The sequence below is a fragment of the Cupriavidus taiwanensis genome, from assembly GCF_900249755.1.
Taxonomy (GTDB): Bacteria; Pseudomonadota; Gammaproteobacteria; order Burkholderiales; family Burkholderiaceae; genus Cupriavidus; species Cupriavidus taiwanensis_D.
Genome location: NZ_LT976853.1, coordinates 2,546,206 through 2,560,056, shown reverse-complemented (window position 1 = coordinate 2,560,056; position 13,851 = coordinate 2,546,206). Strand labels below are relative to the sequence as shown.

General features: G+C 67.4%; 11 protein-coding genes. All 11 read left to right on the top strand.

The window, feature by feature from the left end; translation table 11 throughout:
* Positions 1–451: 451 nt before the first annotated feature.
* The 11 genes from CBM2594_RS11705 (at position 452) to CBM2594_RS11660 (ending at position 13,825) form a co-directional block, all read left to right on the top strand.
* Positions 452–1,567, top strand: a complete 1,116-nt coding sequence (locus CBM2594_RS11705) for a branched-chain amino acid ABC transporter substrate-binding protein (protein WP_062800981.1) — start codon at positions 452–454, stop codon at positions 1,565–1,567.
* A gap of 254 nt (positions 1,568–1,821) precedes the next feature.
* Positions 1,822–2,748, top strand: coding sequence for a high-affinity branched-chain amino acid ABC transporter permease LivH (gene livH, locus CBM2594_RS11700; protein WP_018005204.1), 927 nt, complete (start codon positions 1,822–1,824; stop codon positions 2,746–2,748).
* Between the two features lie 12 nt (positions 2,749–2,760).
* The gene (locus CBM2594_RS11695; RefSeq protein WP_232346601.1) at positions 2,761–4,041 is read left to right on the top strand and encodes a high-affinity branched-chain amino acid ABC transporter permease LivM; all 1,281 of its coding nucleotides are present in this window, start codon (positions 2,761–2,763) and stop codon (positions 4,039–4,041) included.
* Positions 4,042–4,061: 20 nt separating this feature from the next.
* Positions 4,062–4,835 carry a high-affinity branched-chain amino acid ABC transporter ATP-binding protein LivG gene (livG, locus tag CBM2594_RS11690; RefSeq protein WP_116356961.1) on the top strand — a complete coding sequence of 258 codons (774 nt, stop codon included), beginning with the start codon at positions 4,062–4,064 and terminating at the stop codon, positions 4,833–4,835.
* On the top strand, positions 4,835–5,536 hold the full coding sequence (locus CBM2594_RS11685) for an ABC transporter ATP-binding protein (protein ID WP_012353364.1): 702 nt from the start codon (positions 4,835–4,837) through the stop codon (positions 5,534–5,536). The genes livG and CBM2594_RS11685 overlap by 1 nt, the downstream gene beginning before the upstream one ends.
* A gap of 532 nt (positions 5,537–6,068) precedes the next feature.
* A complete protein-coding gene (leuC, locus tag CBM2594_RS11680) occupies positions 6,069–7,478 on the top strand; it encodes a 3-isopropylmalate dehydratase large subunit (RefSeq protein ID WP_116356960.1) in 1,410 nt (469 codons plus the stop codon).
* A gap of 20 nt (positions 7,479–7,498) precedes the next feature.
* Positions 7,499–8,149, top strand: coding sequence for a 3-isopropylmalate dehydratase small subunit (leuD, locus tag CBM2594_RS11675; protein ID WP_116356959.1), 651 nt, complete (start codon positions 7,499–7,501; stop codon positions 8,147–8,149).
* A 22-nt stretch (positions 8,150–8,171) separates the two neighbouring features.
* Positions 8,172–9,239, top strand: coding sequence for a 3-isopropylmalate dehydrogenase (leuB, locus tag CBM2594_RS11670; RefSeq protein WP_116356958.1), 1,068 nt, complete (start codon positions 8,172–8,174; stop codon positions 9,237–9,239).
* 99 nt (positions 9,240–9,338) lie between these two features.
* The gene (locus CBM2594_RS27000; RefSeq protein WP_290367792.1) at positions 9,339–9,470 is read left to right on the top strand and encodes a hypothetical protein; all 132 of its coding nucleotides are present in this window, start codon (positions 9,339–9,341) and stop codon (positions 9,468–9,470) included.
* Between the two features lie 90 nt (positions 9,471–9,560).
* A complete protein-coding gene (asd, locus tag CBM2594_RS11665) occupies positions 9,561–10,697 on the top strand; it encodes an aspartate-semialdehyde dehydrogenase (RefSeq protein WP_116356957.1) in 1,137 nt (378 codons plus the stop codon).
* 287 nt (positions 10,698–10,984) lie between these two features.
* Complete coding sequence (locus tag CBM2594_RS11660) at positions 10,985–13,825, top strand: FimV/HubP family polar landmark protein (RefSeq protein WP_116356956.1); 2,841 nt, start codon at positions 10,985–10,987, stop codon at positions 13,823–13,825.
* Positions 13,826–13,851: the final 26 nt, after the last annotated feature.

Below are 13,851 nucleotides of genomic sequence, written 5' to 3'. Positions count from 1 at the left end.
GGGCCGGACGCGGTTGTGCACCGCGGCGCCGGCAAGGGCAGGAAATTGCACCTTGAATGGTCCCGAGCGCAATTTGTGGACGATTGTGTCGCGTTTTCCCAAATCGGTTCCGCATAAATTGTGCGATAGTCGCGTGCGGCAGGAAATTTGACCCTATAATGCGGGCTGCTTTGCCGACGGCAGCCGGGCCACCCTTCCGGCATGCGGTGCGGCAAGCGGGGCAGGCGAATCGCTTGCGCAATAGAGAACGCATCAAACGTTGTCTTTCCGAACCTTGGTCCCCACACCCCAGCGGGACTGACACTTGCCGGGCCCCGCATACGCTGTCTCTTCCTTGCAGGCTCGTCTTCCGCGTCTCGGGCGTCTTTTCTGTAGTCCGCGGGTGTTGTTCGATTGCGCAGGTCATACCGTTTCTGCCCGGTTGACCCAAACATAAATCGAGGAGCTCCTGATGACGCTGTCCCGTCTTTCCACCATTTCGCTGGCTGCCATGCTGGCTACCTTCGGCGCCGCCGCCAACGCTGAAACCGTGAAGATCGCCATTGCCGGCCCGATGAGCGGCTCGGTGGCGCAGTATGGCGACATGGTCAAGGCCGGCGCACTGACCGCCGTCGAACAGATCAATGCAGCCGGCGGCGCCGGCGGCAACAAGTTCGAGGTGGTGCTGATGGACGACGCCTGCGAGCCGAAGCAGGCTGTCGCGGTGGCCAACAAGATCGTCAGCCAGAACATCAAGTACGTGATCGGCCACGTGTGCTCGGGCTCGACCATCCCGGCCTCGGACATCTACGAAAACGAGGGCATCGTGATGGTCACGCCGTCGGCCACCGCGCCGCAGCTGACCGAGACCAAGAAGCGCAACTTCATCTTCCGCACCATCGGCCGCGACGACCAGCAGGGCCCGGCCGCCGCCCAGTACATCATCGGCAAGGTCAAGCCGAAGAAGGTCGCGGTGCTGCACGACAAGCAGTCGTACGGCCAGGGCATCGCCAGCTCGGTGAAGAAGGACCTGGAAGCCGCCAAGATTCCCGTGGCGGTGTTCGAGGGCATCAACGCCGGCGATTCGGACTACTCGGCCGTGATCACCAAGCTCAAGTCGCAGGGCGTGGACTTTGTCTACTTCGGCGGCTACCACCCCGAAATGGGCCTGCTGCTGCGCCAGGCGCGCGAGCAGGGCGTGAAGGCCACCTTCATGGGCCCCGAGGGCGTCGGCAACAAGGACGTGACGGCGATCGCCGGCCCGTCGTCGGAAGGCATGCTGGTGACGCTGCCGGCCGACTTCTCGGCCGATCCGGCCAACGCCGGCCTGGTCAAGGCCTTTGCCGACAAGAAGCGTGACGCCAACGGTCCGTTCCAGATGCCGGCCTACGCCGCCGTCAAGATCATCGGCGACGCCATCGCCGGCGCCAAGAGCACCGACCCGACCAAGGTCGCGGCGTACATGCACAAGAACGCCTTCACCACGCCGATCGGCAAGGTCGAGTACGACGCCAAGGGCGACCTGAAGTCCTTCAAGTTCGTGGTCTACACCTGGCACAAGGACGCCAGCAAGACGGCCGCCAACTAAGGCATTCGCGTCCCCGATGGGGTGCTCCCCTCTCCCGCTTGCGGGAGAGGGGCCGGGGGTGAGGGCAGGCGGGTCAAAGGCTGAGGCCAGCGGGTTAAAACCGTTGGCCTTGCTTGACCTGGCTCCCAGCTAAACCACCCCTCACCCCAACCCTCTCCCCATGAGGGGAGAGGGAGAACACCTTGCTCTGGCAAGTTCGAATGGTGTTGGCGCATCCGGCCGACGCCAGTTCCGGCGCCTACGAGGCTTCCCCAATGAATGAATTCCTTCCACAGTTCACCCAGCAGCTGGTCAACGGCCTGACGCTGGGTGCGATCTATGCGCTGATCGCCATCGGCTACACAATGGTCTACGGCATCATCGGCATGATCAATTTCGCGCACGGCGAGATTTACATGATCGGTGCCTATGTCGGCCTGGTCACGCTCACCGCCATCGGCGCCCAGGCAGGCTACCCCCTGCCGCTGGTGCTCGGTGCCGCCTTGCTGGTCTCGGTGCTGGTCACCGGCGTCTACGGCTATGCGGTCGAGCGGGTGGCATACCGCCCCTTGCGCGGCGGGCCGCGGCTGGTGCCGCTGATCTCCGCCATCGGCATGTCGATCTTCCTGCAGAACTATGTCCAGATCGGTCAGGGCGCGCGCGACGTGTCGGTGCCGGTGCTGATCTCGGGCGCGATCGAGTTCCAGATGGGCGGCGACTTCACCGTGACGGTGCCGTACTCGCGCCTGCTGATCGTCGGCGTGACGCTGGCGCTGATGGTGGCGCTGACGCTGTTTATCGGCCGCTCGCGCATGGGCCGCGCCTGCCGCGCCTGCGCCGAAGACATGCGCATGGCCAACCTGCTGGGCATCGACACCAACAAGGTGATCTCGTTCACCTTCGTGCTGGGCGCGATGCTGGCGGCGGTGGGCGGCGTGCTGATCGGCCTGACCATCGGCAAGCTCAATCCCTTCATCGGCTTCATTGCCGGCATCAAGGCCTTTACCGCGGCGGTGCTGGGCGGCATCGGCAGCATCCCGGGCGCGATGCTCGGCGGCGTGCTGCTGGGCCTGGCGGAGACCTTCGCCTCGGGCTACATGCCGGCCGAATACAAGGACGTGGTCGCATTCAGCCTGCTGGTGCTGGTGCTGCTGTTCCGTCCGACCGGGCTGCTGGGCAAGCCCGATGTCGAAAAGGTCTGAGGGAGGCGACACATGACCAACCAAGTTTCCGCGATGTCCGCCGGACACGCCGCGCGCGGCGCCACGCCGGGCCAGTCGCTCAAGAACGCGATCACGGCGGCGGTGATGACCGCCATCCTGACCATTCCCATCCTCGGCCTGCAGCTCAAGCTGGAAGGCTACAAGGTGGTGCTGGAGCCGCACTGGCGGCCGGTGTGGATCGCCGTGGCCGCGGTATTCCTGTTCCAGTTGTTCAAGCCGATGCTGTCGCGCGCCGGCAGCGCGGTGCGCCTGCCGGCGCTGCCGGCGCTGGGCGCGCAGCGGCAGCGCGCGGCGCTGTGGGTGCTGCTGGCGGTGGGGCTGGTGTGGCCGTTCTTCGGCTCGCGCGGCGCGGTCGACGTGGCCACGCTGGCGCTGATCTACGTGATCCTGGGCCTGGGGCTGAATATCGTGGTGGGCTATGCCGGCCTGCTCGACCTGGGCTATGTCGGCTTCTATGCGGTGGGCGGCTATACCTACGCGCTGCTGAACCAGTACTTCGGCCTGACCTTCTGGGAATGCCTGCCGATCGCGGCGGCGATGTCGGCGGGCTTCGGCTTCCTGCTCGGCTTCCCGGTGCTGCGCCTGCGCGGCGACTACCTGGCCATCGTCACGCTGGGTTTCGGCGAGATCATCCGCCTGCTGCTGAACAACCTGACCAGCCTGACCGGCGGCCCGGACGGCGTCTCGGGCATCCCCAAGCCGAGCGTGTTCGGCATCGAGATGGCGCGCAGCGCCAGCGTCGAGGGCGCGCGCACGTTCCACGAGCTGATCGGGCTCGACTACGCCAGCCAGCACATGGTGATCTTCCTCTACCTGATCGCGCTGCTGCTGGTGGGCTTCACGCTGTTCGTGACCAGCCGCCTGATCCGCATGCCGATGGGCCGCGCCTGGGAGGCGCTGCGCGAGGACGAGATCGCCTGCCGCTCGCTGGGCCTGAACCCGACCCGCATCAAGCTGTCGGCGTTCACGCTGGGCGCGTCGTTCGCGGGGCTGGGCGGGGCGTTCTTCGCCGCGCGCCAGGGCCTGGTCAATCCGGAATCGTTCACCTTCATCGAATCGGCGCTGGTGCTGGCCGTGGTGGTGCTGGGCGGCATGGGCTCGCAGCTGGGCGTGATCCTGGCGGCGATCCTGCTGACGGTGCTGCCCGAAGTGGCGCGCGGCTTTGCCGAATACCGCATGCTGATCTTCGGCCTGGTGATGGTGCTGATGATGATGTGGCGCCCGCAGGGCCTGCTGCCCGCGAGCCGTCCGCACGTGGAGCTGCCCCGATGAATGCACCGATGACTGCTCCAATGAATGCCACCGCAGAACTGCTCAAGGTGTCGGGCCTGCAGATGCGCTTCGGCGGCCTGCTGGCCGTCGACGGCATCGATTTCGATGTGCGCCGGGACGAGGTCTTCGCCATCATCGGCCCGAACGGCGCCGGCAAGACCACGGTGTTCAACTGCGTCGGCGGCTTCTACAAGCCGACCGCGGGCGAGGTCACGCTCGATGGCCACGCCATCGCCGGCCTGCCCAGCCACATGGTGGCGCGCAAGGGCCTGGTGCGCACGTTCCAGAACATCCGCCTGTTCAAGAACCTGACCGTGGTCGAGAACCTGCTGGTGGCGCAGCACCTGCAGGTGCAGTCCGGCATCCTGCGCGGGCTGTTCGCGACGCCGGCCTACCGCCGCGCCGAGCGCGAAGCGCTGCAGCGTGCCGCGCAATGGCTGGAGCGCATGGGCCTGACCGGCGTCGCCAACCGCGAGGCCGGCACGCTCTCTTACGGCCACCAGCGCCGGCTCGAGATCGCGCGCTGCATGATCACCCAGCCGCGGCTGCTGATGCTGGACGAGCCCGCCGCCGGCCTGAACCCGCAGGAGAAGATCGAGCTGTCGCAACTGATCGACCAGCTGCGCCGCGAGTTCGGCATTGCCGTGCTGCTGATCGAGCACGACATGAGCCTGGTGATGGGCGTGTCCGACCGCATCCTGGTGATGGAACACGGCAAGCCGATCGTGACCGGCAAGCCGGACGAAGTGCGCAACGACCCGCGCGTGATCAAGGCCTACCTGGGAGAGGACTGATGCTGAAGCTGGAACAGGTCCATACCCACTACGGCGCCGTCGAGGCGCTGTCGGGCGTATCGATCGAAGTCAACAAGGGGGAGATCGTCACCCTGATCGGCAGCAACGGCGCCGGCAAGACGACGCTGATGATGACCGTGTGCGGCACGCCGCGCGCCTCGAGCGGGCGCGTGCTGTTCGAAGGGCAGGACATCACCCATCGCTCGACCCACGAGATCATGCGCCTGGGCATGGCGATCTCGCCCGAGGGCCGGCGCGTGTTCCCGAGCCTGACGGTGCTGGAGAACCTGAAGATGGGCGCGTTCTTCGCCAAACGCGACGAGATCGAGGCCGGCATCGAGCACGTGTTCAAGCTGTTCCCGCGCCTGAACCAGCGCGCGGGCCAGCGCGCCGGCACCATGTCGGGCGGCGAGCAGCAGATGCTGGCGATCGGCCGCGCGCTGATGAGCCGGCCGCGCCTGCTGCTGCTGGACGAGCCGACGCTCGGGCTGGCGCCGCTGATCATCGCGCAGATCTTCGACATCATCCGGACGATTCGTGACGAGGGCGTCACCGTGTTCCTGGTCGAGCAGAATGCCAACAAGGCGCTGCAGGTCGCGGACCGGGGCTATGTGCTGGAGACGGGGAAGGTGGTGCTGGCGGATACGGGCGCAAACTTGCTCGCCAACGACCGGATCAAGGCCGCCTACCTCGGCGGTTGACGAAGCCGCCCAAAACGCGAAAGAGAAGGGCGGTTTTGGGTGCTCCCAAGCCGCCCGGGCTGGCCAAATCAAGGTGTTCTCCCTCTCCCCTCATGGGGAGAGGGCTGGGGTGAGGGGTGGGCTAGCACCAGGCCACATCAAGCGGGGCCAACGGTTTAAACCCCCGGACGTCGGCCCTTGACGCTCCTGCCCTCACCCCCGGCCCCTCTCCCGCGCGCGGGAGAGGGGAGAAAACCGAGCCCATCCAAGCCTTTTCGCCATCCGCGAAATCCCCCTTTCGCCAATCACATTACATTTCCACCCCGACCTGTCCCGGCCCGGGGCCACAGCGGTGGCATAATCGATTGCCAAGTCAAGCATTGCCGTAACGCTTGAAATAACGCTCGTTTCCCGCGGCTTCCGGCGCGATCATCGTCATCGTCGTTGTCCGGCTCGTCACCGCGGCCGAAGCGGACCCAATCCCCTGCAAACTACTGCGCGGTCCCCGCCGGCCGGCCTGCCAAGGCCCGGTCATCGGTCCCGCCACCGCATCATGGCCAAGACGCTCTACGACAAACTCTGGGATGACCACACCGTCCACGTCGAGGAAGACGGCACCACGCTGCTCTACATCGACCGCCACCTGCTGCACGAAGTGACCAGCCCGCAGGCGTTCGAGGGCCTGAAGCTGGCGCAGCGTCCGGTGTGGCGCATCAGCGCGAACCTGGCGGTGTCGGACCACAACGTGCCGACCACGGACCGCAGCCAGGGCATTGCCGACCCGGTGTCGAAGCTGCAGGTCGATACGCTCGATGCGAACTGCGACAGTTACGGCATTACGCAGTTCAAGATGAACGACCACCGCCAGGGCATCGTGCACGTGATCGGGCCGGAGCAGGGCGCGACGCTGCCGGGCATGACGGTGGTGTGCGGCGACTCGCATACCAGCACGCACGGCGCCTTCGGCGCGCTGGCGCACGGCATCGGCACGTCCGAAGTGGAACACGTGCTGGCCACGCAGACGCTGCTGGGCAAGAAGGCGAAGAACATGCTGGTCAAGGTGGAGGGCAAGCTGCCGCGCGGCTGCACCGCCAAGGACATCGTGCTGGCCATCATCGGCAGGATCGGCACCGCCGGCGGCACCGGCTACACCATCGAGTTCGCCGGCTCTGCCATCCGCGACCTGACCATGGAAGGCCGCATGACGGTCTGCAACATGGCCATCGAGGCGGGCGCGCGCGCCGGCCTGGTGGCGGTCGACGATGTCACGCTGGAATACGTCAAGGGCCGCCCGTACGCGCCGCAGGGTGTGGAGTGGGAGCAGGCCGTGGCTTACTGGCGCACGCTGCATTCCGACGCTGGCGCCCATTTTGACCAGGTGATCGAGCTGCGCGCCGAAGACGTGCGTCCGCAGGTGACCTGGGGCACGTCTCCTGAAATGGTGATCAGCATCGAAGACCGCGTGCCGGACCCGGAAAAGGAAAAGGACGCGAACAAGCGCAACGCGATGGAGCGCGCGCTCGAATACATGGGCCTGCAGCCCAACGTGCCGGTCGAGAGCATCAGCATCGACAAGGTCTTTATCGGCTCGTGCACCAACAGCCGCATCGAGGACATGCGCGCCGCCGCGTGGGTGGTGCAGAAGCTGGGCCGCAAGATCGCCGGCAACGTGAAGCTGGCGATGGTGGTGCCGGGTTCGGGCCTGGTCAAGGAACAGGCCGAGCGCGAAGGGCTGGACCAGATCTTCAAGGCCGCCGGCTTCGAATGGCGCGAGCCGGGCTGCTCGATGTGCCTGGCCATGAATGCCGACCGCCTCGAGGCCGGCGAGCGCTGCGCGTCGACCTCGAACCGCAACTTCGAAGGCCGCCAGGGCGCGGGCGGGCGCACCCACCTGGTCAGCCCGGCGATGGCCGCGGCCGCAGCCATCGAGGGCCATTTCGTCGATATCCGCAAGCTGGGCTGAACCAGCAAGGAAACAGCACCATGGAAAAGTTCACCGTACACAGCGGCCTGGTCGCGCCGCTCGACCGCGAGAACGTCGATACCGACGCGATCATCCCGAAGCAGTTCCTGAAGTCGATCCAGCGCACCGGCTTCGGCCCCAACCTGTTCGACGAGTGGCGCTACAAGGATGTGGGCCAGCCCGGCATGGACAACAGCAAGCGTCCGCTGAACCCGGACTTCGTGCTGAACCAGCCGCGCTACCAGGGCGCGTCGATCCTGCTGGCGCGCCGCAACTTCGGCTGCGGCAGCTCGCGCGAGCACGCGCCGTGGGCGCTGACGCAATACGGCTTCCGCGCCGTGATCGCGCCCAGCTTCGCCGATATCTTCTTCAACAACTGCTACAAGAACGGGCTGCTGCCGGTGGCGCTGAGCGAGCAGCAGGTCGAGCACCTGTTCAACGAGACCAACGCGTTCAACGGCTACCAGCTGACCATCGACCTGGACAAGCAGGTGGTGCTGACGCCGTCGGGGCAAGGCTACGAGTTCGACATCGCCCCGTTCCGCAAGTACTGCATGCTGAACGGCTTCGACGATATCGGCCTGACCCTGCGCCATGCCGACAAGATCAAGGCCTATGAGGCCGAGCGCGTGGCCAAGATGCCGTGGCTGAACAACCGCCTGGTCGGATAAGACTCAACGAGGAAAGACAACAATGAAGATCGCAGTCCTGCCGGGTGACGGCATCGGCCCCGAAATCGTTGCGGAGGCCGTCAAGGTCCTGAACGCGCTCGACGAGAAGTTCGAGCTGGAAACCGCGCCGGTGGGCGGCGCCGGCTACGAGGCCGAAGGCCATCCGCTGCCGGAGAACACGCTCAAGCTGGCCAAAGAAGCCGACGCCATCCTGTTCGGCGCCGTCGGCGACTGGAAGTACGACAGCCTGGAGCGCGCGCTGCGCCCGGAGCAGGCCATCCTGGGCCTGCGCAAGCACCTGCAGCTGTTCGCCAACTTCCGCCCGGCGATCTGCTATCCGGAACTGACCGGCGCCTCGAGCCTGAAGCCCGAGCTGGTCGCCGGCCTCGACATCCTGATCGTGCGCGAGCTGAACGGCGACATCTACTTCGGCCAGCCGCGCGGCCTGCGCGAAGCGCCGGACGGCCTGTTCCAGGGCGCGCGCGAAGCCTTCGACACCATGCGCTACAGCGAGCCGGAGATCCGCCGCATCGCCCATGTGGCGTTCCAGGCCGCGGCCAAGCGCGGCAAGAAGCTGTGCAGCGTCGACAAGGCCAACGTGCTCGAGACCTTCCAGTTCTGGAAGGACATCGTGATCGACGTCAGCAAGGAATACCCGGAAGTCGAGCTGTCGCACATGTACGTCGACAACGCCGCGATGCAGCTGGTCAAGGCGCCCAAGAGCTTCGACGTGATCGTCACCGGCAATATGTTCGGCGACATCCTGTCGGACGAGGCCGCGATGCTGACCGGCTCGATCGGCATGCTGCCGTCGGCGTCGCTCGATGCCAGCAACAAGGGCCTGTACGAGCCGTCGCACGGCTCGGCGCCGGACATCGCCGGCAAGGGCATCGCCAATCCGCTGGCCACCATCCTGTCGGCGGCGATGATGCTGCGCTACTCGCTGAACCGCGCCGAGCAGGCCGACCGCATCGAGAACGCCGTCAAGAAGGTGCTGGCCCAGGGCTACCGCACCGGCGACATCCTGACGCCGGGCTGCAAGCAGGTTGGCACCCGCGAGATGGGCGAGGCGGTGCTGGCGGCACTGTAAGTCACACGCGAAAGGGCACCGCCGTTGCGGTGCCCTGCGTTTTATTTGTCCCCAATTTGCACGCTGCGGCAGCGCCGCAAAATCGTGTAGACTCCGCGAATGGCCCGATTTTCCCAGTCCACCCTGACTGCCGTTGCTGCCCTGACCGCTATCCGCGGCCCGGTCGGCACGATTTCGCTCGGCCAGACCGCAACGACGATTAAAACCACTATTAAAACCGCGATCGCCTAGATCCGTTCGTCGTGCCTGCCCGTCTTCCCCGCGCAGCCACGCCGGGCGAGGAAAATGGCGGGGAAGTCAAAATCACATCCGAGGTAAATCATGATTGTAGGTCTCGTCGGTTGGCGGGGAATGGTCGGCAGCGTCCTGATGCAGCGCATGCAGGAAGAGCGTGATTTCGACCATATCGAGCCCGTCTTCTTCAGCACGTCCAACGCCGGCGGCAAGGCGCCCGCCATGGCGAAGAACGAAACCACGCTCAAGGATGCCAACGACATCGAGGCACTGAAGAAGTGCGACGTGGTGCTGACCGCCCAGGGCGGCGACTACACCAACGAGGTCTTCCCCAAGCTGCGCGCGGCGGGCTGGAAGGGCTACTGGATCGACGCGGCGTCGTCGCTGCGGATGAAGGACGATGCCATCATCGTGCTGGATCCGGTCAACCAGGGTGTGATCAAGGACGCGCTGTCCAAGGGCGTGAAGAATTTCATCGGCGGCAACTGCACGGTCAGCTGCATGCTGATGGGCCTGGGCGGCCTGTTCCAGGCCGACCTGATCGAGTGGATGACCTCGATGACGTACCAGGCGGCGTCGGGCGGCGGCGCGCAGCACATGCGCGAACTGCTGACCCAGTTCGGCACGCTGAACGCATCGGTCAAGCCGCTGCTGGACAACCCGGCCTCGGCGATCCTGGAAATCGACCGCCAGATCCTGGCGACCCAGCATGGCCTGTCCGCCGAAGAAACCAAGCAGTTCGGCGTGCCGCTGGCCGGCAACCTGATTCCCTGGATCGACAAGGACCTGGGCAACGGCCAGTCCAAGGAAGAGTGGAAGGGCGGCGCCGAGACCAACAAGATCCTGGGCCGCGGCGAGGGCTTCCTGGGCGCGACCGGCGCCACGCCGATCGCCGTCGACGGCCTGTGCGTGCGCATCGGCGCGATGCGCTGCCACTCGCAGGCGCTGACCATCAAGCTGCGCAAGGATGTGCCGCTGGACGAGATCGAAGGCATGCTGGCCGCGCACAACCCGTGGGCCAGGGTGGTGCCGAACACGCGCGAAGCCAGCATGACCGGCCTGACCCCGGCCGCCGTGACCGGCACGCTGACGATCCCGGTCGGCCGCCTGCGCAAGATGCAGATGGGCGGCGAGTACCTGTCGGCCTTCACCGTCGGCGACCAGCTGCTGTGGGGCGCGGCCGAACCGCTGCGCCGCATGCTGCGTATCCTGATCGAGTCCTGAGCGCACGGTGCCGTCCGTAGCCTGGTTGCGTGCGTTGCAGCCAGGCAACAGAATGATGCGCTTTGCTTGCGACGCCGCGCCCCTGCGCGGCGTTGTTGTATCCGGGCGCCTATTTTTCTGGGCGATGCGTCACAATACGCCGGCACGCGCGCCGCGCCGGCAGGGCCGGCGCCTGCGCGCGGGCTGGCAAAGGGGCCGTTCAGAATGTCCCGCCGGCCGTGCGGACCTGGTGTTTATGGGGTCGGTTTGTCGATTCATATCGCTACTAAAACATAACGGAGCACAAGGTGAGTGTGAGCCAACATCGCCGGAAAGATGCGCCTACTGCCCGTCAGCGCTGGTCAACGCTGGCCGTCACGGCACTGGGCCTGCTGCTTGCGCAGCCGGCCGCGTATGCCGCGGGGTTCGGGCAATTGCGGGTTCAGTCGAATCTGGGGCAGCCGCTGCAGGCTGAGATCGACATCAGCGGGGTCACCCCCGAAGAGGCCGCGGGTCTCAGCGTCAGGCTGGCGCCGCCCACCGCCTATGCCGCGGCCGGGCTGACCTACCTGCCGGCCGTCGGCAGCCTGCGGCTCGAAGTCGAGCGCCGCGCCAACGGCAGCTACGTGGCACGGGTCCGTTCCAGCCAGCCGATCAGCGAACCCTTCGTCGACATCCTGGTCGATATGAGCTGGGCCAGCGGCAAGGTCTCGCGCGCCTACACCTTCCTGCTCGACCCCGCCGGGGCCAGGGCTTCCAACCAGACTTTCTCGCCGGCAACGGTGGTGCAGCCGGCCACGCCCGATGCACCGGCCGCGCCGGCACCTGCCGCCGCGCAGCCTGCGCCGGCGCAGCAGGCCGCGCCCTCGGCCGAGGCCGAACCGGCCAGGCCTGCACCGGCGCGCCCCGCGCGCCAGAGCGCCCGGCGCGCCGCGGCGCCCGCCGCCGGCGCCGACACGGCCCCCGGCGCCGGCTACACCGTGCAGCGCGGCGACACGCTCTACGGCATTGCCGGCGAAGCCGTGCAGGGCCAGGAATCGGTATCGCTGGACCAGATGCTGGTGGCGCTCTACCGCAACAATCCCAACGCCTTTATCGGCGGCAACATGAACCGGCTGCGCAGCGGCGCGGTGCTGCAGGTGCCGACCCAGCAACAGGCGCAGGCCGTGACTCCGAAGGCGGCACGCCGCGAGGTGGTGGCGCGCACGCAGGGCTTCGACGCCTACCGCAGCCGGCTGGCCAGCGCCGCCGCGGCGAAGTCGGTCGACCCCGACAGCGGCCGCCAGCAGTCCGGCAACGTGACCGCGCGCGTGCAGGAGCAGGCGGCGCCGACCGACGGCCCGCGCGATGAACTGAAGCTCAGCAAGGCCGCGCGTGGCGCGCAGGCCGACGCCGCGGCCAAGGCCGAAGCCGGCGTCGCGCGCGAGCGCCAGCTGAAGGAAGCCGAGGCGCGCCTGGCGCAGCTGGAAAAGAACGTCGGCGACATGCAGAAGCTGCTCGAGCTGAAGAACGCCGAGATCGCCAAGCTGAGCCAGGCCAACCAGGCCGCGCTGGCCGACAAGGAAAAGGCCGATGCCGCCGCCAGGGCGGCTGCGGCAGCGCCTGTCGTGGTGCCGGCCGCACAGCCGAAGGCCGATGCTGTGGCCACCACCGCCGCAGACGCGGCAACCCCGGCAGCGGTCGCGAATGCGGCGAGCGCGCCTGCCGTGCCCGCGGCCGGCGCCAGTGCCGCGGCCGCCGCGGCCGCCGTGGCGCCCGCGGCGGCTCCCTCCGTGGCCGCGTTGCCGGCCTCGCAGCCCGCCGCGGACGTGGCCGCCAACGCCGGGCAGGGCGCCGCATCGGCTCCCGCCGCCAGGCCTGCGCCGGCGCCAGTCGCGCAGCCCGAGCCGGTGCCCGAGCCGTCGTTCCTCGATGGCCTGCTGGCCAACCCCATGCTGCTGCCGGGCGGTGGCCTGGTGGTGGCCCTGCTGGGCGTGTACGCGATCTATCGCCGCCGCCAGAAGCAGAAGGAGAATGAGGCCACGGGCTTCGGCGACAGCATCCTGTCGCAGGAAAGCACGGTGATGGCCGGCGCCAACTCGCTGTTCGGCACCGCCGGCGGGCAGAGCGTTGATACCTCGCAGCACAGCGTGTTCGGCGCCGACTTCCGCATCGGCAACAACACGCCGGAAGCCAACGAGGTCGATCCGATCGCCGAGGCCGAGGTCTATATCGCCTACGGGCGCGATGTGCAGGCCGAGGAAATCCTGCGCGAAGCCCTGGAGAAACACCCGGAGCAGCAGCCGGTGCGGCTCAAGCTCCTGGAGATTTACAGCAACAGACAGGATGTGGAAGGGTTCCGCGTGATTGCAGAGGAAATGTTCGCCCAGACCGGCGGACACGGGGCGGAATGGCTGAAGGCCGCAGAAATGGGGCGCGCGCTGGAACCCGGCAATGCGCTGTTCCTGGCGGTGACGGCCGAGGCCGCGGGTCCGGATACGGCATCGCCGGCGACCGACCAGTGGCGCACGCAGGACCCGTCGCAGAATCCCGCCTCGATCGCGCGGCTGGAGCCATCGCTGGGCGACCTGGCGCTGCCGCTGGACGCGTTCCCGGCGCCGGCCGCCGGCGACCCCATCGTGGCTCCCGCTTCGGCGGCCATGGTGTTTGGCGCCGATACCCCGGACGCCGGCGCGGCAGTGCGCCTCGACATGGGCCTGCCGGGCGCCGATCCGCTCGCCGATGACGACGTGCCCACGCTCGACACGCCGACCCGCGGCCGCCCGCTGGAATTCGACATGTCCGGGCTGTCGCTGGACCTGGGCGGCGCGCCGCAAGGCGAAGCCGGCGGTCGCACGGCACTGGACGAGGCCTCGATGCCGCTGCCGGCCACCACCATGCTGCGCGACGGCAAGCTGGCCGAGCCGATCGACCTGTCGCGCGTAGCGCCCGACACCGCCGGCAGCCTTGGCCAGAGCGTGTCGCCGAGCACGCTGTCGACCGACGGCATGGACGGCGGGCGCGACATGCAGATCAAGCTGGACCTGGCGCGCGCCTATATCGAGATCGGCGACAAGGAGGGGGCGCGCGAGCTGCTGCAGGAAGTGGTCGAGCAGTCGCAGGATCCGCTGCAGGCCGAGGCCCGCTCGCTGCTGCTCGAAGTGGCCTGAGCTATCATTGGCGGTCCGGCCGCGGC

Coding starts and splice junctions, on each gene's coding strand:
- CBM2594_RS11705 (WP_062800981.1), top strand. CDS start 452: ATGACGCTGTCCCGTCTTTCCACCATTTCGCTGGCTGCCATGCTGGCT.
- livH (WP_018005204.1), top strand. CDS start 1,822: ATGAATGAATTCCTTCCACAGTTCACCCAGCAGCTGGTCAACGGCCTG.
- CBM2594_RS11695 (WP_232346601.1), top strand. CDS start 2,761: ATGACCAACCAAGTTTCCGCGATGTCCGCCGGACACGCCGCGCGCGGC.
- livG (WP_116356961.1), top strand. CDS start 4,062: ATGAATGCCACCGCAGAACTGCTCAAGGTGTCGGGCCTGCAGATGCGC.
- CBM2594_RS11685 (WP_012353364.1), top strand. CDS start 4,835: ATGCTGAAGCTGGAACAGGTCCATACCCACTACGGCGCCGTCGAGGCG.
- leuC (WP_116356960.1), top strand. CDS start 6,069: ATGGCCAAGACGCTCTACGACAAACTCTGGGATGACCACACCGTCCAC.
- leuD (WP_116356959.1), top strand. CDS start 7,499: ATGGAAAAGTTCACCGTACACAGCGGCCTGGTCGCGCCGCTCGACCGC.
- leuB (WP_116356958.1), top strand. CDS start 8,172: ATGAAGATCGCAGTCCTGCCGGGTGACGGCATCGGCCCCGAAATCGTT.
- CBM2594_RS27000 (WP_290367792.1), top strand. CDS start 9,339: ATGGCCCGATTTTCCCAGTCCACCCTGACTGCCGTTGCTGCCCTGACC.
- asd (WP_116356957.1), top strand. CDS start 9,561: ATGATTGTAGGTCTCGTCGGTTGGCGGGGAATGGTCGGCAGCGTCCTG.